This is a genomic window from Azospira oryzae (assembly GCF_004217225.1).
GTDB classification, from domain to species: domain Bacteria; phylum Pseudomonadota; class Gammaproteobacteria; order Burkholderiales; family Rhodocyclaceae; genus Azospira; species Azospira oryzae.
The window spans coordinates 1361750-1382091 of the sequence record NZ_SHKM01000001.1 but is presented as its reverse complement, the minus strand read 5'-3'; the positions used below and the strand labels follow the sequence as shown (position 1 = coordinate 1382091).

17 protein-coding genes are annotated in these 20342 nt (G+C 67.3%); 13 read left to right on the top strand and 4 right to left on the bottom strand.

The features are described 5' to 3' along the window. Window position 1 precedes the first annotated feature (1 nt). Window positions 2-496 (top strand): YajQ family cyclic di-GMP-binding protein, encoded by a 495-nt coding sequence (locus EV678_RS06255; RefSeq protein WP_130458877.1) that lies wholly within the window; start codon window positions 2-4, stop codon window positions 494-496. A 66-nt stretch (window positions 497-562) separates the two neighbouring features. Here EV678_RS06255 and EV678_RS06250 read toward each other — a convergent pair whose 3' ends face one another. Continuing rightward, on the bottom strand, window positions 563-1273 hold the full coding sequence (locus EV678_RS06250) for a type 1 glutamine amidotransferase (protein WP_130458876.1): 711 nt from the start codon (window positions 1271-1273) through the stop codon (window positions 563-565). A 70-nt stretch (window positions 1274-1343) separates the two neighbouring features. Here EV678_RS06250 and EV678_RS06245 point away from each other — a divergent pair, with 70 nt between their 5' ends. The 6 genes from EV678_RS06245 (at window position 1344) to EV678_RS06220 (ending at window position 6926) form a co-directional block, all read left to right on the top strand. Beyond that, entirely contained in the window at window positions 1344-1946 is a 603-nt protein-coding gene (locus tag EV678_RS06245) for a retropepsin-like aspartic protease family protein (protein WP_235832413.1), read from the top strand. A gap of 21 nt (window positions 1947-1967) precedes the next feature. Next, on the top strand, window positions 1968-2228 hold the full coding sequence (locus EV678_RS06240) for a hypothetical protein (protein WP_014238254.1): 261 nt from the start codon (window positions 1968-1970) through the stop codon (window positions 2226-2228). Then, window positions 2212-2838: a CoA pyrophosphatase gene (locus tag EV678_RS06235; protein WP_014238253.1), complete on the top strand. Its 627-nt coding sequence runs from the start codon at window positions 2212-2214 to the stop codon at window positions 2836-2838. Before EV678_RS06240 ends, EV678_RS06235 begins: the two co-directional genes overlap by 17 nt. Before the next feature lie 168 nt (window positions 2839-3006). Beyond that, window positions 3007-3927, top strand: a complete 921-nt coding sequence (locus EV678_RS06230) for a CobD/CbiB family protein (protein WP_014238252.1) — start codon at window positions 3007-3009, stop codon at window positions 3925-3927. Window positions 3928-3954: 27 nt separating this feature from the next. After that, window positions 3955-5133: an acetyl-CoA C-acyltransferase family protein gene (locus tag EV678_RS06225; RefSeq protein ID WP_130458874.1), complete on the top strand. Its 1179-nt coding sequence runs from the start codon at window positions 3955-3957 to the stop codon at window positions 5131-5133. 164 nt (window positions 5134-5297) lie between these two features. Beyond that, window positions 5298-6926, top strand: a complete 1629-nt coding sequence (locus tag EV678_RS06220) for a methyl-accepting chemotaxis protein (RefSeq protein ID WP_130458873.1) — start codon at window positions 5298-5300, stop codon at window positions 6924-6926. A 72-nt stretch (window positions 6927-6998) separates the two neighbouring features. Here the strand turns inward: EV678_RS06220 and EV678_RS06215 are convergent, their stop codons facing one another. Then, on the bottom strand, window positions 6999-8642 hold the full coding sequence (locus tag EV678_RS06215; protein ID WP_130458872.1) for a methyl-accepting chemotaxis protein: 1644 nt from the start codon (window positions 8640-8642) through the stop codon (window positions 6999-7001). Window positions 8643-8886: 244 nt separating this feature from the next. Between EV678_RS06215 and EV678_RS06210 the strand changes: the two genes are divergently transcribed. From EV678_RS06210 to EV678_RS06200, 3 genes are all read left to right on the top strand, one after another. Beyond that, window positions 8887-10302 (top strand): circularly permuted type 2 ATP-grasp protein, encoded by a 1416-nt coding sequence (locus tag EV678_RS06210; protein WP_207222192.1) that lies wholly within the window; start codon window positions 8887-8889, stop codon window positions 10300-10302. A 151-nt stretch (window positions 10303-10453) separates the two neighbouring features. Next, complete coding sequence (locus EV678_RS06205; RefSeq protein ID WP_014238247.1) at window positions 10454-11398, top strand: alpha-E domain-containing protein; 945 nt, start codon at window positions 10454-10456, stop codon at window positions 11396-11398. Between the two features lie 76 nt (window positions 11399-11474). Further along, complete coding sequence (locus EV678_RS06200; RefSeq protein ID WP_130458871.1) at window positions 11475-12203, top strand: proteasome-type protease; 729 nt, start codon at window positions 11475-11477, stop codon at window positions 12201-12203. Between the two features lie 70 nt (window positions 12204-12273). On the opposite strand, the gene EV678_RS16145 is transcribed toward EV678_RS06200, so the two are convergent. Both EV678_RS16145 and EV678_RS16140 read right to left on the bottom strand, forming a co-directional pair. Beyond that, complete coding sequence (locus tag EV678_RS16145; RefSeq protein ID WP_207222189.1) at window positions 12274-12705, bottom strand: hypothetical protein; 432 nt, start codon at window positions 12703-12705, stop codon at window positions 12274-12276. 14 nt (window positions 12706-12719) lie between these two features. Continuing rightward, window positions 12720-13142: a ProQ/FINO family protein gene (locus EV678_RS16140; protein ID WP_014238244.1), complete on the bottom strand. Its 423-nt coding sequence runs from the start codon at window positions 13140-13142 to the stop codon at window positions 12720-12722. A 253-nt stretch (window positions 13143-13395) separates the two neighbouring features. Here EV678_RS16140 and EV678_RS06190 point away from each other — a divergent pair, with 253 nt between their 5' ends. The 3 genes from EV678_RS06190 (at window position 13396) to EV678_RS06180 (ending at window position 20330) form a co-directional block, all read left to right on the top strand. Then, window positions 13396-16749 (top strand): transglutaminase family protein, encoded by a 3354-nt coding sequence (locus EV678_RS06190; protein ID WP_130458869.1) that lies wholly within the window; start codon window positions 13396-13398, stop codon window positions 16747-16749. 66 nt (window positions 16750-16815) lie between these two features. Then, on the top strand, window positions 16816-19395 hold the full coding sequence (locus tag EV678_RS06185; protein ID WP_130458868.1) for a circularly permuted type 2 ATP-grasp protein: 2580 nt from the start codon (window positions 16816-16818) through the stop codon (window positions 19393-19395). Window positions 19396-19397: 2 nt separating this feature from the next. Then, entirely contained in the window at window positions 19398-20330 is a 933-nt protein-coding gene (locus EV678_RS06180; protein WP_130458867.1) for a transglutaminase family protein, read from the top strand. Window positions 20331-20342 lie beyond the last annotated feature (12 nt).

Here is a 20342-nt window from a genome sequence, read left to right as displayed (position 1 = left end):
CATGCCGTCTTTCGATTTTTCCTCTGAAGTGGACATGGTGGCGCTGAAGAACGCCGTCGATGCCACCGGCAAGAAGATCGTCGGCCGCCACGACTTCAAGGGCACCACCGCCAAGGTGGAGCTTAACGAGAAGGACAAGGTCATCACGGTCTACGGCGACTCCGACTTCCAGCTCGACCAGATCAAGACCATCCTCTTTCCCGAAATGGAAAAGAAGGAGCCGGACTGCGTCAAGCGCCTGGACCAGCAGGCCGTGCAGAAGGTCTCCGGCGACAAGGTGAAGCAGGACCTGAAGATCAAGATCGGCATCGAGAGCGAGCTGGCGAAGAAGATCGTCAAGCTGGTGAAGGACTCCAAGCTCAAGGTGCAGGCTGCCATCCAGGGCGACACGGTGCGCGTCACCGGCGCCAAGCGTGATGTGCTGCAGGAAACCATTGCCTTGGTGAAGAAGTCCATTACCGACTTCCCCATCAAGTACGGCAATTTCCGCGACTGAACCGGCGTTCTCCGCCTGCATGAAAAACGGCGCCCGCGGGCGCCGTTTTCTTTTGCCGTAGTCCTGTCAGGGGCGCAGGTTGGCGATCCAGGCCCCGTACAGGCGGTCGGCCAGCTGCCGCATGGCGGGCAGGCGCCATTCGATTTCGGCCACCATCTGCTCGGGCGTCTGGCCGGCAGGGTGCCGGGCGGCGGCCCGGGCTTCGTCCGCCCAGTCGCTGCACCAGGTGGCGATCAGCTCCGGCGTCATTTCCACATGGCACTGCATGGCCAGGTGGGGGCCCAGGGCGAACATCTGGTTGGCGCAGAAATCGTTGGTGAGCAGGCGCACGGCCTGGGGCGGCAGGGAGAAAGTTTCGCCGTGCCACTGGAAAACGGTGACTTCGCCCCCCAGGCCGTTGAACCAGTGGCCGGGAATTTCACCCTCCTCGATGCGGGCCGTGCCCCAGCCGATTTCCTTGATTGGATTAGGCGTCACCCGGCCGCCCAGGGCTTTGGCCATGAGCTGGCCGCCGAGGCAGTGCCCCAGCACCGGGATGCCGGCAGCGACGGCGCTGCGGATCAGGGCACAGGTATGGTCGATCCAGGGCAGGGGGTCGTTCACGCTCATGGGGCCACCCATGAAACAGAGGCCGGCATAGGCCTCCGGCGAGGCCGGCACGGGGGCGCCGGCATCCACGGGAATCAGCTCCCAGGCGATGCCGTGGCCTTCCAGGAATGTGGCAAAATAGCCCGGACCTTCTGTCGGAGTATGGCGAAAAATGGCAACGGGACGCATGGCAGGGAAATGGGGCGGAAGGATGGCGACGGGGCATTCTAGTCTGGGCTGGCTGTCATGCCTATGTCTTTTGCTGGCATCGCCCCTGCAGGCTGTCGAAGTCGGCATTGCCGGCGTCTTTCCCAACAAGGCCCTGCTGGTCATCGACGGCGCCCCGCCCAAGGGCGTGGCCGTGGGCCAGAAGACGGAGCAGGGCGTGAAGCTGGTGGCGGTGGAGGACGGTGCCGCCATCGTCGAGGTGGACGGCAAGCGGCGCACCCTGCGGGTGGGCCAGAGCGTCGTCTCCCAGCAATCTTCCGACCGCACCCCCACCCTGACCCTGTCTTCCGATGCCAGCGGCCATTTCTACGCCACCGGCAACATCAACGGCGGCACCATCCGCTTCCTGGTGGACACGGGTGCTACCATGGTTTCCATCGGCGCGTCCGATGCCCGCCGTCTGGGCCTCGACCTGCGTAATGCCCAGGTCGGTTATACCCAGACAGCCAACGGCACGGCGCGGGTGTATAAGGTACTTCTGTCCACCGTGCGCATCGGTGACGTCACCCTGACCGATGTGGATGGCCTGGTGCACGAGAGTGACATGCCCATCGCCCTGCTCGGCATGAGTTTTCTCAACCGCATGGAAATGCAGCGGGACGGGCAGCGCATGATTCTAAAAAAACGTTATTGATTCCCCCTGGAGGAACCCCCCATGCCCCAACGTGATCAGGAAATCGCCCTGCTGCGCGAAGAACTGGAACTGCTCATGGGCGAGCGTCACTTGCTGCTGCAGATCGTCGGTGCCGCCGCCAGCCTCATCGCCGGCCTGGACAGCAAGCGCCTGCCGGTCGGCGCCGTGGAGGCCGCCGATCTGGTGGCGACCCACATCAACCGCCTGCCGGAAGAAACTCTGCAGGACGCCCTGCAGGCCGTCAGTGCCGAGATTGAGGAAAGCGGTGCTGAAACCCATTGACGGCCCGGCCGGCGTGGTGGACCTGGAGCGCCTCCGTGCCAGCCTTTCCGCCGAACCCCTGGCGGCCCCGCCGATCCTGGAAGACGGCATCGGCAACGAAACCCTGACGCCGGCTGCCGTCCTCTTTCCCATTGTGCTGCGGGAGAGCCATCCCACGGTGCTGCTGACCCAGCGCACCTCCCACCTGCGGGACCATGGCGGCCAGGTCAGCTTTCCCGGCGGCCGGGTGGAGGAGGTGGACCAGTCCCCCATCCACACCGCCCTGCGGGAGACCGAGGAAGAGATCGGCATGTCCCCGGAACTGGTGGAAGTGCTCGGCTACCTGCCGGAGTACCGCACCAGCACTGGCTTTCGCGTCACCCCGGTGGTGGGCCTGGTGCGCCCGCCCTTCACCCTGCGGCCCGACCCCTTCGAGGTGGCCGAAGTTTTCGAAGTACCCCTGGCCTTCCTCCTGGACCCGGCCAATCGCCAGCGCCACTCCCGGGAGTGGCGGGGGCGGCTGCGCCACTATTTCGCCATGCCCTATGGCGACTACTTCATCTGGGGCGCCACCGCCGGCATGATCGTCTCCCTGGCCGACCGTCTCGGCTACCCGGCGACACCGCTGTAGGATGCCCGCCGCTCCCGGCTGTCATCTGCAGGCCGGGGCGAAATGTGTTATCTTGGACCTTCTCCGACAGGGGCGCTGGCAAAGCATTTGGCGGTTGCGTGGTTTCCGCGCCGAGCCACCTGCCAGGCGGTTCCCTGCTTCCGATCAACATCGCGCCTCAAGTTCGGGATGAGCCTTTTTTCCCTGATCGCGGCCCTGTTCCTCGAACAGTTCCGGCCGCTACCCAATCGCCTTTTGCTGGAACCGGTGGGTCGCTATGCCGACTTCCTGGAGTCGCGCCTCAACGCCGGCGACTCGCGGCATGGCCTGATCGCCTGGCTGGCCGCCGTGCTGCCGCCCGTGCTGCTGGCGGCCGGCATCTATTACCTGCTCTGTGCCGTGACGCCGCTGCTGGGGTGGGCCTGGAACGTCCTGGTGCTGTATCTGACCATGGGCTTCCGCCAGTTCAGCCACCATTTCACCGACATTCACCTGGCCCTGCGCATGGGCGACGTGCCCCGGGCCCGCCAGCTTCTGGCCGAATGGCGGGGCCGTTCCGCCGAAGGGCTGTCGTCCAGCGAGGTGGCCCGCCTGGCCATCGAGGAGGCCCTGGCCGCTTCCCATCGCCATGTTTTTGCGGTGATCCTCTGTTTCGTCCTGCTTCCCGGTCCCTGCGGTGCGGTGCTGTACCGCCTCGCCGGCATTCTGGCCGAGCGCTGGGGCCAGCGGCAGGATGAAGAATTCGGCGACTTTGGCAAATTTTCGCAACAAATCTTTGCCATCATCGACTGGCTGCCCCTGCGGGCCACCGCTGCCGCCTTCGCCGTGGTCGGCGATTTCGAGGATGCGGTCTATTGCTGGCGCACCCAGGCCGGCCAGTGGGCCGACCACGAGTTGGGCATCGTGCTGTCCAGCGGTGCCGGCGCCCTCGGCGTGCGTCTCGGCCAGCCCCTGGTGGAAGGCGGCGAGGTCACCGACCGGGCCGAACTGGGGGTCGGCGAAGAAGCCGATGTGGATTTCATGCAGAGCACGGTGGGCCTGGTTTGGCGGGCCCTGGTGCTGTGGCTGTTGCTGTTGCTGTTGATCGGGCTCGCCACTTGGGTGGGTTGATAAGTCAGTTATAACAAGGAGATGCTCATGAGCAAGGAAATCGTAGTTCTGTCCGCCGTTCGTTCCGCTGTGGGTGGTTTTGGCGGTTCCCTGGCTGGCATGGAGCCCGCCGAGCTGGGTGGTCTGGTCGTCAAGGAAGCCATTGCCCGTGCCGGTGTGGACCCCAAGGCCGTGACCTTTGCCACCGTCGGCAACTGTATTCCCACCGAAACCCGCTATGCCTACGTCGCCCGCCTGGCCACCATCCAGGGCGGCATGTCCATGGATTCCGTGGCCTTCGCCGTGAACCGCCTGTGCGGTTCCGCCATGCAGGCCATCGTCTCCTCCGCCCAGGCCATCATGCTGGGTGACGCCGACTACGCCATCGGCGGCGGCGTCGAAGTCATGTCCCGCGGCGCCTACCTGCTGCCGGCCCTGCGCTCCGGCGCCCGCATGGGTGACACCAAGGCCATCGACGCCATGGTCTCCGTCCTCACCGACCCCTTCGGCGTCGGCCACATGGGCATCACCGCCGAAAACCTGGTGGCCAAGTGGGGCCTGACCCGGGAAGAGCAGGACGCCTTCGCCCTGGAATCCCAGAACCGCGCCGCCAAGGCCATCGCCGAAGGCCGTTTCAAGAGCCAGATCGTGCCCATCACCTTCCAGACCAAGAAGGGCGACGTGGTCTTCGATACCGACGAGCATCCCCGCGCCACCACCATGGAAGCCCTGGCCAAGATGAAGGCTGCCTTCAAGAAGGACGGTTCCGTTACCGCCGGCAACGCTTCCGGCATCAATGACGCCGCTGCCTTCCTGGTGCTGGCCGATGCCGCCAAGGCCGCCGCTGCCGGTCACAAGCCCATCGCCCGCCTCGTGTCCTACGCCATCGCCGGCGTGCCCAACGAAATCATGGGCGAAGGTCCGATCCCGTCCTCCAAGCTGGCCCTGCAGAAGGCCGGCCTGACCCTGGACCAGATCGACCTGGTCGAGTCCAACGAAGCCTTTGCCGCCCAGTCCCTGGCCGTGGCCAAGGGCCTGGGCCTGGACCCCGCCAAGACCAACGTCAATGGCGGCGCCATTGCCTTGGGGCACCCGGTTGGTGCAACCGGCGGCGTCATTGTCACCAAGTTGTTGCATGAAATGCAGCGTACCGGTGCCCGTTACGGCATGGCCACCATGTGCATCGGCGGCGGCCAGGGCATCACCACCATCTACGAACGCATCTAAAACAACGGGTTAGGCTGAAAAGCCCGACGGGAGCCATCCCGTCGGGCTTTTTTTCGTCTACCGGGCACGATCTGTGATTCATGCTAAGGGCAAATGTAATGAAGTTGAGATAACATCGCGAGGCCATCCAAATGAGAGTGGCTCTCAGGGAGTAGTAGGGAAACATGAAAAACAATCTTCCCGTCACACAAGTTGAAGTGCCCTTTACCAAGGGCAAGTACATCGTTTCGAAAACCGATCTGAAGGGGATCATCACCTACGCCAACGACACCTTCGTCGAGCTGAGCGGCTTCACCCGGGATGAACTGATCGGCAAGAACCACAATCTGGTGCGCCACCCGGACATGCCGCCGGCCGCCTTTGCCGACCTGTGGATCTCGGTGAAGGAAGGGCGCCCCTGGCGCGGTATCGTCAAGAACCGCTGCAAGAACGGCGACCATTACTGGGTCGATGCCCTGGTGGTGCCGGTGCGGCAGAAGGGTCAGACCATCGGCTACATGTCGGTGCGCACCGAGCCCTCCCGGGCCCAGGTGCAGTCTGCCGAGGCTCTTTACGCCAAGCTGGGCAAGGGGGGCGGCGCCATTCCCCGGCCGGGCGGCTGGCGCAAGGTCAGCCTGCGCAAGAAGATGGCCGGCCTCACCCTATTCGTCATGGCGGCCCAGTTGCTGACTGGCATCGGTGTCTGGTTCGGCAGCGGCATCGGCTTTTCCGCCGACAGCATCGTCGCCCTGGTGCAGATACTGAGTCTCACCGGCCTGGTTGCCGGCGCGGTGCAGATCGGCCTGCAGCAGGGTATCTTCCGCGCCATCGATGCCACCAACAGCAGCCTGGACCGGGTGGCCCAGGGCGACCTGTCGGAAGACCTGTGGCACGACCGTCTGGACGAGGTGGGCAAGCTGCAGGATTCCCTGCTCACCACCCAGGCTCACCTCAAGGTCATGCTGGCGGAGATTGCCGAAGCGGCGAACCGGGTCAGCGGCAACACCACCCAGCTCAACCTGGAGATGTCCAGCGTCTCCTCCCAGTCCGAGTCCCAGTCCGACTCGGTGAGCCGCATCGCCGCCTCTATGGAAGAGATGAGCGCCACGGTGGAACAGGTCTCGGCCGATGCCCAGGAGACGGCCAGCGCCGTGGGCACTACCCGGGAGCGCATCGCCGGGGTGGAGCGGCGCATGATCCAGGGCCGGGAGGCCTCCCGGGCCGTGGTCTCGGCGGTGGATACCGCCTCCAACACCATGGCCACCCTGTTCCAGTCCCTCAACCGTATCGGGGTGGTGACCCAGGGCATTCAGGAGATCGCCGACCAGACCAACCTCATCGCCCTCAACGCCGCCATCGAGGCGGCCCGGGCCGGCGAGGCGGGGCGCGGTTTCGCCGTGGTGGCCGACGAGGTGCGCAAGCTGGCCGAGCGCACCCGCCTGCAGACCGCCGAAATCGCCGAAATGGTGACGGAAATCCAGAAGATCACCGAAAGCGCCGTCGGCAGCATCGAATCCGCCGGCGCCCAGGTGGGGCACAACGACGAGGCCATGGGCGAGACCGGGGTCAGCCTGGCCGAAGTGGTCCAGGACGGGCAGCACATCGACGAGATGGCGCGCCACATCGCCCAGGCCACGGTGCAGCAGTCCCAGGCCAGCCAGGACGTGGCCATGAGCGTCTCCGAGATTGCCGCCCTGATCGAGGAAAACGCCGCCGCCATCGGCGAGGCGGAGCGCAATGTGCAACAGCTGCTGGCCACCGCCGGCGAACTGCGCAACCTCATCGCCTACTTTCAGTTCCAGCCCGGGCGCTAAGCCGGTCGACGAGGTCCACAAAAAAAGCCCGGGGCCGAAGCTCCGGGCTTTTTTCATTGGGCTTTGCCGGCCTCATGTCTGGAAGCGGTTCACCAGGCCCTTCAGGTTGTGGGCCACCCGTTCCAGGTCCTGGGCAGAGGTCATGGTGTTGTTCATGGTGGTGCTGGTTTCTTCCACCGTCTGGGCAATGGCTTCGACGCGCTGGGCGATGGAGGTGCTGGCGGCGCTCTGTTCGCGGATGGCATTGGCCACTTCCTGGATGTGCTCCAGGGTGCGCAGGGCGCCGGCCTCGATAGTGGCCAGGGATTCGGCCGCCGCCTGGGCCAGGCTGACCCCCTGTTCCACCTGGGGCAGGGCGTCGTCCATGGACTGCACCGCGTTGTTGGTCTCGCTCTGGATGCTGGCGATCATCTGCTCGATTTCGATGGTGGCGGAGGACGTCCGTTCCGCCAGCTTGCGCACCTCGTCGGCGACCACGGCAAAACCGCGGCCCGCCTCGCCGGCCCGGGCCGCCTCGATGGCGGCGTTGAGGGCCAGCAGATTGGTTTGCCCGGCGATGTCCTTGATCACCCCGGCAATGGAGGAAATCTGGTTGGCCTGCTGATCCAGGGTGCGGATGCGGGTGGAGCCTTCGGATACCGTGGCGGCGATGCGCTGCATGGCCTCGGCGGCCTGCTCTGCCCGTTCCCGGCCCTGTTTGGAGAGATCCACGGCTTTGTGGGAATCCCCCTGGGTCTCCTCGGCGCTGTCGGAAATGTGGCTGGAACTGACCGTCAGCTGTTCAATGGCGGCGGCCATGGAGGAGGTGGCATCGGCCTGGGCACCGGTGGTGTCGGCCAGCTGGCTGGAGGCGGAGCTGATCGCCTGGGAGTTGCTGGCCAGGGTTTCCGCGTCCTGGCGGATTTCGGTGAGCATCTGGCGCAGGGAGAGCACCATCTGGCTCAGGGCATGGAGCAGGCTGCCGGGCTGGGTCTGGCCGATGGCCGCATGCAGGTTGCCGCCGGCCACCTGCTGCATGATGGCCGTGGCGGCGGCAGGTTCGCCACCGATCTGCTTGAGCACGCTGCGGGTCACCAGGTAGCAGATGCTGCCGATCAGGGCCAGCACCACCAGAGCCAGCAGGCCCTGGTAGATCAGGGTTTGCTGGAACTCCCGGTCCACTTCGTCGATATAGACGCCGGTGCCGATGATCCAGTCCCAGGCCGGGAATTTCTGGGCGTAGAGCACCTTGGGATACATGGTGGGGTCGCCCGCCTTCTTGACGAACTGGGTGTCCATGTAGGTGGTGGCCTGGTTCTGCAGCAGGCTTGCCAGTTCCCGGATGATCAGCTTGCCGCTGCCGTCCTTCACCTGGTCGCCCATGGGCTTGCCTTCCCATTCCGGCTTCAGGGCATGCATGACGCTGATGCCATCGGGGGTCCAGATGTAGAAATAGTCGCTCTTGCCGTCGGGGCCGTTGAAGCGGATCTGCCGCACGGCCGCCTTGGCGTGGGCCTGGGCCTCGTCGCGGCTGAGGTTGCCGGCGGCTTCCTGGCTTTGATAGTAGGCGACCACGTTGTAGGCGCCCTGGGTGATGGCGCGAATCTGGCCTTTTCTCTCATCCAGCATGAGGGAGCGGGTATTGAAGGCGGCGATGGCCGCCAGTGCCAGGACCCCCAGGAGCGCCACCAGCACTACCGCCAGGAGTCGGGTACGCAGGGAAAGTTGATCAAGCATGGGATTGTCCAAACTATATGAAACATGAAGTGCGCATTATATTTCCGCCACCAGCCATGCTGTGAAGGAAATCACACTTTTCTGCTTCAAATTGGTGCGCCCGCTTCTGCCCATGGTGCATGGTGGCACCGTTTTCTGGCGCCGCTTCCGCCAATTCCCCGGAAGTCCTTTAAGGATCAAGCGATTATGATCCTGGCACAACCCCTGCTATTTGATTGTCGCCCTTCCTCATGGCGCGACCATCATGAACAAGCCCAGCTTCTTCGACGAAATGAACGGTGCCGACGGCGCCGTCCGCTCCCACTACCAGACCTACCGGCGCTGGCTTTCCGAAACCCCTGACGAACGCATCGCCCGCAAGCGGGCCGAGGCCGACATCGCCTTCCGCCGCGTCGGCATCACCTTCGCCGTCTATGGCGAGGAGGCCGGCACCGAGCGGCTGATCCCCTTCGACATCATTCCCCGGGTCATCCCGGCAGATGAGTGGAAGGCCCTCAAGGCCGGCCTCAAGCAGCGGGTCAAGGCTCTCAACCTGTTCCTCCACGACATCTACCACGACCAGGAAATCCTCAAGGCCGGGCGCATTCCCCGGGAGCAGGTGGAGGGCAACGCCCAATTCCGTCCCATCATGCGCGGGGTGGACGTGCCGGCCGGCATCTATGCCCACATCGCCGGCGTGGACCTGGTGCGGGCCGGGGCCGGCGAGTTCTACGTGCTGGAAGACAACCTGCGGGTCCCCTCCGGCGTCTCCTACATGCTGGAAGACCGCAAGATGATGATGCGGCTCTTCCCCGAGCTGTTCTCCAAGCACAAGGTGGCCCCGGTGGAGCATTACCCGGACCTGCTGCTGGAGACCCTGCGGGCCTCCGCCCCCAACGGTGTCTCCGATCCCACGGTGGTGGTGCTGACTCCGGGGGCCTACAACAGCGCCTACTTCGAGCACACCTTCCTGGCCCAGCAGATGGGGGTGGAACTGGTGGAAGGGCGGGACCTTTTCGTCGATAACGACACGGTCTACATGCGCACCACCCAGGGCCCCCAGCGGGTGGACGTGATCTACCGCCGCATCGACGACGACTTCATCGACCCGCAGGTCTTCCGTGCCGATTCCATGCTCGGCGTGCCCGGCATCCTGCAGGCCTACCGGGCCGGCAAGGTGACCCTGGCCAATGCCGTGGGCACCGGGGTGGCCGACGACAAGTCCATCTACCCCTATGTGCCGGAAATGGTGCGTTTCTACCTGGGGGAGGAACCCATCCTCAACAACGTGCCCACCTACATGTGCCGCAAGCCCGAGGACCTGGCCTACACCCTGGCCCACCTGCCGGAACTGGTGGTGAAGGAAGTCCATGGCGCCGGCGGCTACGGCATGCTGGTGGGGCCGGCCTCCACCCAGGCCGAGATCGAGGACTTCCGCCGGCGCCTCATCGCCAGCCCGGAGAAGTACATCGCCCAGCCCACCCTGGCCCTGTCCACCTGCCCCACCTTCGTCGAATCGGGTGTGGCGCCGCGCCACATCGACCTGCGCCCCTTCGTCCTCTCCGGCAAGGAAGTGACCATGGTCCCCGGCGGTCTCACCCGGGTGGCCCTGCAGGAAGGCTCCCTGGTGGTGAACTCCTCCCAGGGCGGCGGCACCAAGGACACCTGGGTGCTGGAATGAGAAACCTTGCCACAGAGGGCACAGAGAACACAGAGGGTAAAACCGTGGCTGCGGCTGGCGTGTTGCCGCAAAACGTGCGGGCCCGGAACGCTTCTGCTTTTTCTCTGTGATCTCTGTGTCCTCTGTGGCTAAAAAAGACTAGGAAACCATCATGCTCAGCCGAACCGCCGATCACCTCTACTGGATGGCCCGCTACATCGAGCGGGCCGAGAACCTGGCCCGCCTGCTGGACGTCACCTACCAGATGTCCCTGGTGCCCCAGTCGCCGGAAGCGGCGAACCAGAACTGGAACGCCATCATCGTCCTCAACAGCCTGGAAGAGCCCTTCGCCAAGGCCTACGGCGAGCCCAGCGCGGAAAACGTGCTGCGCTTCATGGTGCGGGACGAAAGCAACTTCTCCTCCATCTACAGCTGCCTGCGGGCAGCCCGGGAGAACGCCCACGCCGTGCGCGGCACCCTCACCACGGAAATGTGGGAGACCATCAACGCCGCCTGGATCGACCTGCGGGCCCAGAGCTTCGAGCAGATCATGGCCGGCGGCATCACCGAGTTCTTCGAATGGGTCAAGCTGCGCTCGGCCCTGACCCGGGGCGTCACCTTCGGCACCCTGCTGCAGGACGAGGCGGCCCACTTCATCCGTATGGGCGGCCTCCTGGAGCGGGCCGACAACACGGCCCGCATCCTGGACGTGAAATACCACTTCCTGCAGCCCAACGGTGAAGGGGAGGAGGGCGGCGTCACCGACTTCTACCAGTGGGGCGCCCTGCTGCGCTCCCTTTCCGCCTTCGAGGTGTACCGCAAGGTGTACCGGGACGTCATCACCCCGGCCCGGGTGGCGGAGCTGCTGATCCTGCGCATGGACATGCCCCGTTCCCTGCACCACTGCCTGGACAAGGTGAATCACCTGCTGGGCCTGGTGGGCAACCGCCAGTCCAGCGAGACCCTGCGCCGGGCCGGCCTGCTGCATTCGCGCCTGCACTACGGCCGCATCGACGACGTGCTGGAGGATGGCCTGCACGAGTACCTGACCGAGTTCATGGACGACATCTACGACCTGGGCAACCGCATCTCCCAGGACTTCCTGGTGCCGGCCTGAGGCGCATCAGTCGGGGAGGCGCCGGCGGCAGCTGCCGCCGGCCTTTTTTCATCATCATAAAAACAGCGACGACGACATGACTTACTGCGTGGCAATGCGGCTCGATGCCGGCCTGGTCTTCCTTTCCGATTCCCGCACCAACGCCGGGGTGGACCACATCAACACCTTCCGCAAGATGACCGTGTGGGAGCGCCCGGGGGAGCGCATGCTGGTGCTGATGACCTCGGGCAACCTCTCCATCAGCCAGTCCGTGGTCAATGTGCTGAACGAGCACCTGGCGGCCACTGACAAGCCCAATCTCTACAACGCCCCCAACCTGTTCGAGGCGGCGCGCCTGGTGGGCGACGCCCTGCGCGAGGTGCACCAGCGGGATGCGGCCGCCCTCAAGGAATTCGGCGTCGATTTCGCCGCCGCCTTCATCCTCGGCGGCCACATCCACGGCGAGGAGCCGCGCCTGTTCCAGATCTACGCCGCCGGCAACTTCATCGAGGCGACCCACGACACGCCCTATTTCCAGATCGGCGAATCCAAGTACGGCAAGCCCATCATCGACCGGGTGGTGAAAAAGGCCACCAGCCTGGAGGAGGCCTCCAAATGCGCCCTCATCTCCATGGATTCCACCATCCGCTCCAACCTCTCCGTGGGCCTGCCCCTGGACCTGCTGGTCTACGAGAGGGGGGACTTCAAGGTCACCCACCAGATCAAGATCGGCGCCGACGATCCCTACTTCAACCAGATCCGCACCCAATGGGGCGAGCGCCTGCGCCAGGTCTTCGCCGAACTGCCCGACCCGGCCTGGGACTGAGGCCGGGAGCGGGCCGGCAGGCAACAAAAAAGGCGCCCGCGGGCGCCTTTTGCTTGGGCCGGGAAACGGCTCAGGGCTTGTTCACTTCCACCGCCGGATAGATGTAGGAGAACTTCTCGTTGCCCTTGAACAGTTCCAGGACGAAGGGCTGGGCCAGCTGGTAGAGGTCCAGGCGGGTGTAGTCCTGGCCCGGCACGGCGCCGCCGTTGAGCAGGGAGGTCTCGATGTTGTAGGCGATGGCGTAGAACTCGTCGGCCAGGTCCAGGGCGCCCATCAGGTCGGCGGCACCCAGCAGGCGCTGGGGCGCGGCGCTCTTGGTCGCCGGCTTGGCGGCAGCAACGGGCTTGGTGCTGGCGGCCGGCTTGGCGACGACCGGCTTCGCTGCCGGCTTGGCGACGGGTTTGGCTGCGGGCTTCGCTGCCGGTTTTACGGCGGCTTTGGCGACGGGCTTGGTGGCGGGCTTGGCGGCGGTGGCGGCTTTGACGGGGGCTTTGGTGGCCATGGCGGTTTTCCTGTTTATTTGCGGCCGAATTTTTCGGCCAGGGCGGTGAGCTTGGCGGCGCGCTGGGCTTCCGCCTTCTTGGCATCTTCTTCGGCCTTCTTGGCGGCGGCTTCGGCGCGGCGTTGTTCGGCCTGTTTCTTGAAGCGTTCCTTCAGCACTTCGGAGGCGTGCTGGCGGTGTTCCTCGGCCACCTCGCCGGCGGCGTTGCCCTGCAGGTCGTGGCGCTGGGTGGCCTTCTCCATGTTCTTCAGGTAGCGGACCGAGTTGGTGTGGCGGAACAGGCTCACCTTCAGCAGCTTGGGGTCGATTTCCGGATACAGGGCGGCCAGTTGCTGGTTGATGCCGATGGCCAGGGGCAGGTGGTCGCGGAAAACCTGGAATTTTTCGCTCAGTTCGGCGAGGAATTCGCGGGGCGTGCTGAAGGCGGGAGAGGTCATCTGGGTGTTGGGTTGAAATGCGGAAGGGTGGGAGGTTATCACGCAGGGAAAATGCTGCAACTGGGCTGTAACAGGGGGCTGGGGCTCCCGTTCCTGGTGCGCCCGGGGCAGGCGTGCTCCGGGATGGTGCGGATGATGGCCGGCGGCCGGCCCGGGGCCCAGTATCCATGCGCCTCTCCAGGGGGTGACCCGTCCTGGGGCATGGCCCGGCTCTTGCTAAATCCGGCTATCGCCCATCGCCCGGAGCCGCCCCGTGTCCATCCACGTCGCGCTGAACCACGTCACCCATTACCGCTACGACCGGCCCATCGCCCTGGGGCCCCAGGTGATCCGGCTGCGTCCGGCGCCCCACAGCCGCACCCCCATCCTCTCCTATTCCCTCAAGGTGATGCCGGGGGAGCACTTCATCAACTGGCAGCAGGATCCCCAGGCCAACTGGCTGGCCCGCCTGGTGTTCCCGGAGAAGACCCGGGAGTTCCGGGTGGAGGTGGATCTGGTGGCCCAGATGTCGGTCATCAATCCCTTCGACTTCTTCCTCGAACCCTATGCGGAGGAGGTGCCCTTCGCTTACGAGGCCTGGCAGCGACACGAGCTGGCGCCCTATCTGTACACCCTGCCGGCGACGCCGAAATTCCAGGCGTATCTGGCTTCCATCTCCCGGGAGAAGTGCCGCAGCGTGGATTTCCTGGTGGCCCTCAACGCCCGCCTGGCCCGGGACATTTCCTACCTGATCCGCCTCGAGCCCGGGGTGCAGACACCGGAAGAGACTCTGGCCAAGGGCTCCGGCTCCTGCCGCGACTCGGCCTGGCTGCTCTGCCAGCTGCTGCGCCACCTGGGCCTGGCGGCCCGCTTCGTTTCCGGCTACCTGATCCAGCTCACCGCCGACGTCAAATCCCTGGACGGTCCCTCCGGTCCCGCAGCCGATTTCACCGACCTGCACGCCTGGTGCGAGGTGTACCTGCCCGGCGCCGGCTGGATCGGCCTGGACCCCACCTCCGGCCTCTTCGCCGGCGAGGGCCATGTTCCCCTGGCCGCCTCCCCCGAGCCTTCCTCGGCGGCGCCCATCAGCGGCGCCCTGGAGCCGTGCGAATGCGAGTTCGGCCACACCATGGGCGTCAGCCGCATCTGGGAAGCGCCCCGGGTGACCAAGCCCTACAGCGAGGAACAGTGGTCCCGCATCGAAGCCCTGGGGCAGACGGTGGACAGCGACCTGGCGGCCCGGGACGTGCGCCTGACCATGGGCGGCGAGCCCACCTTCGTCTCCATGGACGACCCGGACGGGGCCGAGTGGAACACCGAGGCCCTGGGGCCGAAAAAGCGCCTGCTGGCGGCCGACCTGTTCCACCGCCTGCGGGAGAAGTACGCCCCCCGGGGCTTCATGCATTTCGGCCAGGGCAAGTGGTATCCGGGGGAACAGCTGCCCCGCTGGTCCCTCAACTGCTACTGGCGCCAGGACGGCGAGCCCCTGTGGCAGCGGCCCGAGCTGTACGCCGACGAGTCCCGGGACTACGGCGTCGATGCCGCCCGGGCCGGCGCCTTCCTCGGCGAGGTGGCGCGGCGCCTGGGCCTGGAGGAAAAGCATGTGTTCCCCGCCTATGAGGACGCCTTCTACTACCTGTGGCGGGAGCGGCGCCTGCCGGCCAACGTGGATCCCTTCGATGCCCGCCTCGACGATCCCCTGGAGCGGGCACGTCTGGCCAAGGTGTTCACCCGGGGCCTGGAGCAGGCCGTGGGCCAGGTGCTGCCCCTGGGCAAGACGGCCGCCGGCCGCTGGCAGAGCGGTTCCTGGTTCCTGCGCAGCGAGCGCTGCTACCTGATCCCCGGCGACTCCCCGGTGGGCTACCGCCTGCCCCTGGATTCCCAGCCCTGGGTCAGCCAGTCCGACTACCCCTACCTCAATCCGCCGGACCCGGCGGCGCCCCGGGCGCCCCTGGCCCGCCACGCCGAACTGCGGCGGCAGATGCCGGGCATCCCCACGGAGGCCATGCCTGGCAGGCAGGCAGCAAGCGCATCTCCGGGTGGCATTCCTGGAGAGGCAGGCGGGGAGCGGGTCCCGGGGCATCACCAATCCGCCGCCTGGATCACCCGCACCGCCATGTGCGCCGAACCCCGTAACGGCGTGCTCTACATTTTCATGCCCCCCGTGGGCAGCCTGGAGGACTACCTGGAAGTGCTGGCGGCGGTGGAAGCCACCGCCGAAGCCCAGGGCCTGCCGGTCATGTTCGAAGGCTACGAGCCGCCCCGGGACCCCCGCCTGGAAGTGTTCCGGGTGACGCCGGACCCGGGGGTGATCGAGGTGAACATCCACCCGGCCAAATCCTGGGACGAACTGGTGGAGCGCACCAGCCACCTCTACGAGGCGGCCCGGGAAACCCGCCTCTCTACCGAGAAGTTCATGCTCGACGGCCGCCACACCGGCACCGGCGGCGGCAACCACTTCGTCCTCGGCGGCGCCACGCCGGCCGATTCCCCCTTCCTGCGCCGGCCCGACCTGCTGCGCAGCCTCATCTCCTACTGGCACAACCACCCCAGCCTATCCTACCTCTTCTCCGGCCTCTTCGTCGGCCCCACCTCCCAGGCACCGCGGGTGGACGAGGCCCGCAACGACAGCCTCTACGAGCTGGAGACCGCCTTCCGCCAGTTCCCGCCGCCGGGGGAGGGAGGCGCCCCCTGGCTCACCGACCGGCTGCTGCGCAACCTGCTCATCGACGTCACCGGCAACACCCACCGGGCCGAGTTCTGCATCGACAAGCTGTTCTCCCCCGACGGCCCCACGGGGCGCCTGGGCCTGCTGGAACTGCGGGCCTTCGAGATGCCGCCCCACGCCCGCATGAGCCTGACCCAGCAACTGCTGCTGCGGGCCCTGGTGGCCCGCTTCTGGGCCCGTCCCTACGCCCCGGAGCGGCTGGCCCGCTGGGGCACGGAGCTGCACGACCGCTTCATGCTGCCCCACTTCATCGCCCAGGATTTCGCCGACGTGGTGACGGAAATGCAGGCGGCGGGCTACGCCTTCGACCCGGCCTGGTTCGCGCCCCACCTGGAATTCCGCTTCCCCCGCATCGGCGACTTCGCCGTACGCGGCGTCGCCGTGGAGCTGCGCCACGCCCTGGAGCCCTGGCACGTCATGGGCGAGGAGGGCGCCGCCGGCGGCACCGTGCGCTATGTGGATTCCTCCGTGGAGCGGCTCCAGGTCAAGGTCACGGGCCTGCCACCGGACCGCTACCGCCTTACCTGCAACGGCCATGCCGTGCCCCTGCAGCCCACCGGCACCGTCGGCGAGTTCGTCGCCGGGGTGCGCTACCGGGCCTGGCAGCCGGCCGCCTGCCTGCATCCCACCATCGGCGTCCATGCGCCCCTGACCTTCGACCTGGTGGATACCTGGATGGACCGCTCCCTGGGCGGCTGCCAGTACCACGTGGCCCATCCGGGCGGGCGCAATTTCGAGGCCTTCCCGGTCAATGCCTTCGAGGCCGAGAGCCGGCGCCTGGCCCGCTTCTTCCCCATGGGCCACACTCCGGGCCCCCTGGCGGGCCGGGGCCAGGCGGCGCCGCTGCAGAACCCGGAATTCCCGTTTACGCTAGACTTGCGCCGCCAGGGCCGGCCCTAGTCCCTCCCTGGAAAAAACCACCAGCGCGGCGCCCCTTTTCCCCGCCGCGCTTTTTTGCGGAACGCCATGGCGCGCACCCTTCTCTCCATCTATCCCGATTCCGCCGGCCGCTACGACGAAATGCTCGCCGCCGGCGGCGCGGTGCGTCCCCACTGGCAAGCCTTCTTTTCCCACCTGGACGCCGCCTCGCCGGAGCAGATGCGGGCCCGCCTGGCCTTCGTGCAGCGGCGCATCCAGGAAAACGGCGTCACCTACAACGTCTATGCCGACCCCAAGGGCACCGACCGGCCCTGGGAACTGGACCCCCTGCCGCTGATCATCCCCGCCGACGAGTGGCGCCAGCTCGCCGCCGCCGTGGCCCAGCGCGCCACCCTGCTCAACGCCGTCCTGGCCGACCTCTACGGCCCCCAGGACCTGCTGGCCTCGGGCCTGCTGCCGCCGGCCCTGGTGTACGGCCACGGCGGCTTCCTCTGGCCCTGCCGCCAGGTGCGCCAGCCCGGCGACACCTTCCTCCATTTCTACGCCGTGGACCTGGCCCGCTCGCCGGACGGCCGCTGGTGGGCCATCGCCGACCGCACCCAGGCCCCCTCCGGCGCCGGCTATTCCCTGGAAAACCGGCTGATCGTCTCCCGGGTCTTCCCCGACCTCTTCCGCGACCTGAAAGTGGAGCACCTGGCCGGCTTCTTCCGCAGCGTCCAGGAGAGCCTGGCCCACTACGCCCCGGACAGCGGCGAGGGCGGCGAGCCACCCCTGATCGTGCTGCTCACGCCCGGGCCCTACAACGAAACCTACTTCGAGCACGCCTACCTGGCCCGCTACCTGGGCTTCCCCCTGGTGGAAGGGCCGGACCTGACGGTGCGGGGCGAGACCGTCTTCCTTAAGACCCTCACCGGCCTGAAGCGGGTGCACGCCATCCTGCGCCGCCAGGACGACGACTTCTGCGACCCCCTGGAGCTGCGCGGCGATTCCGCCCTCGGCGTGCCCGGCCTGCTGCAGGCGGTGCGGGCCGGCCGGGTGCTGGTGGCCAATGCCCTGGGTAGCGGCGTGGTGGAGTCGGGGGCGTTGCCGGGCTTCCTCCCGGCCATCTGCGAGCGCCTCCTGGGGGAACCCCTGCAGATGCCCTCGGTGGCCACCTGGTGGTGCGGCGAGGCGCCGGCCCTCAAATACACCAGCGAACACCTGGACCAGCTGGTGATCAAGGCGGCCTTTCCCGGCCGCCGCTTCGACCCCATTTTCGGCGCCGACCTGAAGGGCGCCCAGCGGGAGCAGCTGCTGGCCCGCCTGCAGGCCGAGCCCCAGGCCTACGTTGCCCAGGAACTGGTACAGCTGTCCCAGGCCCCCACCTGGAGCCGCAGCCACGAGCGGCGCCTGCTGGCCCGGCCGGCGGGTCTGCGGGTCTATGCCGTGGCCACGCCCCAGGGCTACCGGGTGATGCCCGGCGGCCTCGCCCGGGTGGCCGGCGGTGCCGGCGCCCGGGTCATTTCCATGCAGCGGGGCGGCGCCTCCAAGGACGCCTGGGTGCTGTCCGACGAGCCGGTGTCCACCTTCAGCCTGCTCAAACCCTCCATCGGCGCCCGGGACGTGGTGCGGGGCGGTCGCAGCCTCTCTTCCCGGGTGGTGGAAAACCTCTTCTGGCTGGGCCGCTATTCGGAGCGTTGCGACCACACCAGCCGCTTCCTGCGGGTGGCCCTGACCCGGCTCATCGACGCCGGCGGCGAGCCGGGGCCGGAGCTGTTCGCCGCCCTGGCGGTGGGCGAGGCCATGGGCCTGCTGCCGCCCCGGGACGAGGCCGGGGAACAGGCGGCGGCCCGGCCGCCGGCCCTGCCCCCGACCCTGGCCGAGCGGCTGACCCGGGCGGTCTTCGACGACGCCTGGGATACCGGCCTGGCGGCAGGCCTGAAGCGCCTGCAATGGTCCGCCACCCAGGTGCGGGAGCGCCTCTCCATGGACCACTGGCACGCCATCAACCGCCTCAACCACGACATGCAGGCCAGCAAGGAAAGCCGGCCCGAGCCCGGCGAGACCCTGGCCTGCCTCGACCAGGCCCTGCTCTCCTGCGCTTCCCTGGCCGGCTTCACCATGGACAACATGACCCGGGACGACGGCTGGCGCTTCCACGTGGTGGGCCGCCGCCTGGAGCGGCTGCACTTCCTGGCCTCGGCCATCGCCGGCTTCCTCGCCCTGGAGGGCAAGGACCGCTCCCAGGGCCAGGGCGGCCTGGAGTGGCTGCTGGAGCTGGCCGACAGCACCATCACCTACCGCTCCCGCTACCTCTCCCAGCCCGAACTGCTGCCGGTGATCGACCTTCTGGTGCTGGACGAGGACAACCCCCACTCGGTGGCCTTCCAGGCCCAGGTGGTGGGGCGCTACCTGGGCCGCCTGCAACAGTCCCTGGGCGGCGGGGCCGGGGAGGCCGGCGCCCCCTTCACCGACGACCTGGAACTGCTGCTGGCCCGCCTGCGCAGCGTGGACCTCTCCCGCTTCCAGGGCGACGTCTGCGGCGACTGCATCGGCTGCAATGCCTGCGAGGACCTGGCGGCCGTGCTGTGGGCCCTGGCGGCGGCGGTGCGGGAGCTTTCCGACCGCCTGGCCATGCGCTACTTCACCCACGTGGGCGACGTCAGCCATCAGACGGTGGCGGCCTGAGCATGCCCTTGCACGATCCGGTTCCGGCCCCGGAGGCGCCCCTGGCGGCGGCCTACCGCATCACCCACGCCACCGAATACCGTTACGGCGCCCCGGTGGCCCTCTCCCAGCAGCTGCTGCATCTGACGCCCCGGCCCCTGCCCTGGCAGACGGTACGGGAACACCGGCTGGAGGTGGAGCCCCTGCCATCCCTGCGCCTGGAGCGCTGGGACGCCTTCGGCAATCCGGTCACCCAGCTGGCCTTCGACGGTCCCCACGACAGCCTCACGGTGCGGGCCGAGACCGAGATCGAGGTGCTGCCCCGCTTTGCCGGCGAACTGCCCCCGGGCCAGCCCTGGGAAGGCTGGCGCCAGGCCCTGGTGTACCGGGGCGCCCTGCCGCCGCCGGCGGAACTGCTGGAGGCGGTGCAGTTCGCCTTTCCCTCTCCCTTCGTCAGCCTGGGGCCCGCCTTCGCCGCCTATGCGGCGCCGTCCTTCACCCCCGGCCGGGGCCTGCTGGCGGCGGCCCGGGACCTCATGGGGCGCATCCATGCCGAGTTCGAATTCGACCCCCAGGCCACCAGCGTCGCCACCCCGGTGGCCGAGGTGCTGGCCAGGAAGCGGGGCGTCTGCCAGGACTTCGCCCACCTCATGCTGGCCTGCCTGCGCTCCCTCGGCCTGCCGGCCCGTTACGTCAGCGGCTACCTGCTCACCGAGCCGCCCCCGGGCAGCCCCCGGCTGATCGGGGCCGACGCCTCCCACGCCTGGGTTTCCCTGTTCTGTCCCGGCCTGGGCTGGGTGGATCTGGACCCCACCAACGACCTCATTCCCGACAGCCGCCACATCACCCTGGCCTGGGGCCGGGATTTCGGCGACGTTTCCCCCATGCGCGGCGTCATCCTGGGCGGCGGCGCCCACGAGCTGGAGGTGGCGGTGACGGTGCTGCCCCTGGTTTGATCCCGTCGCAAG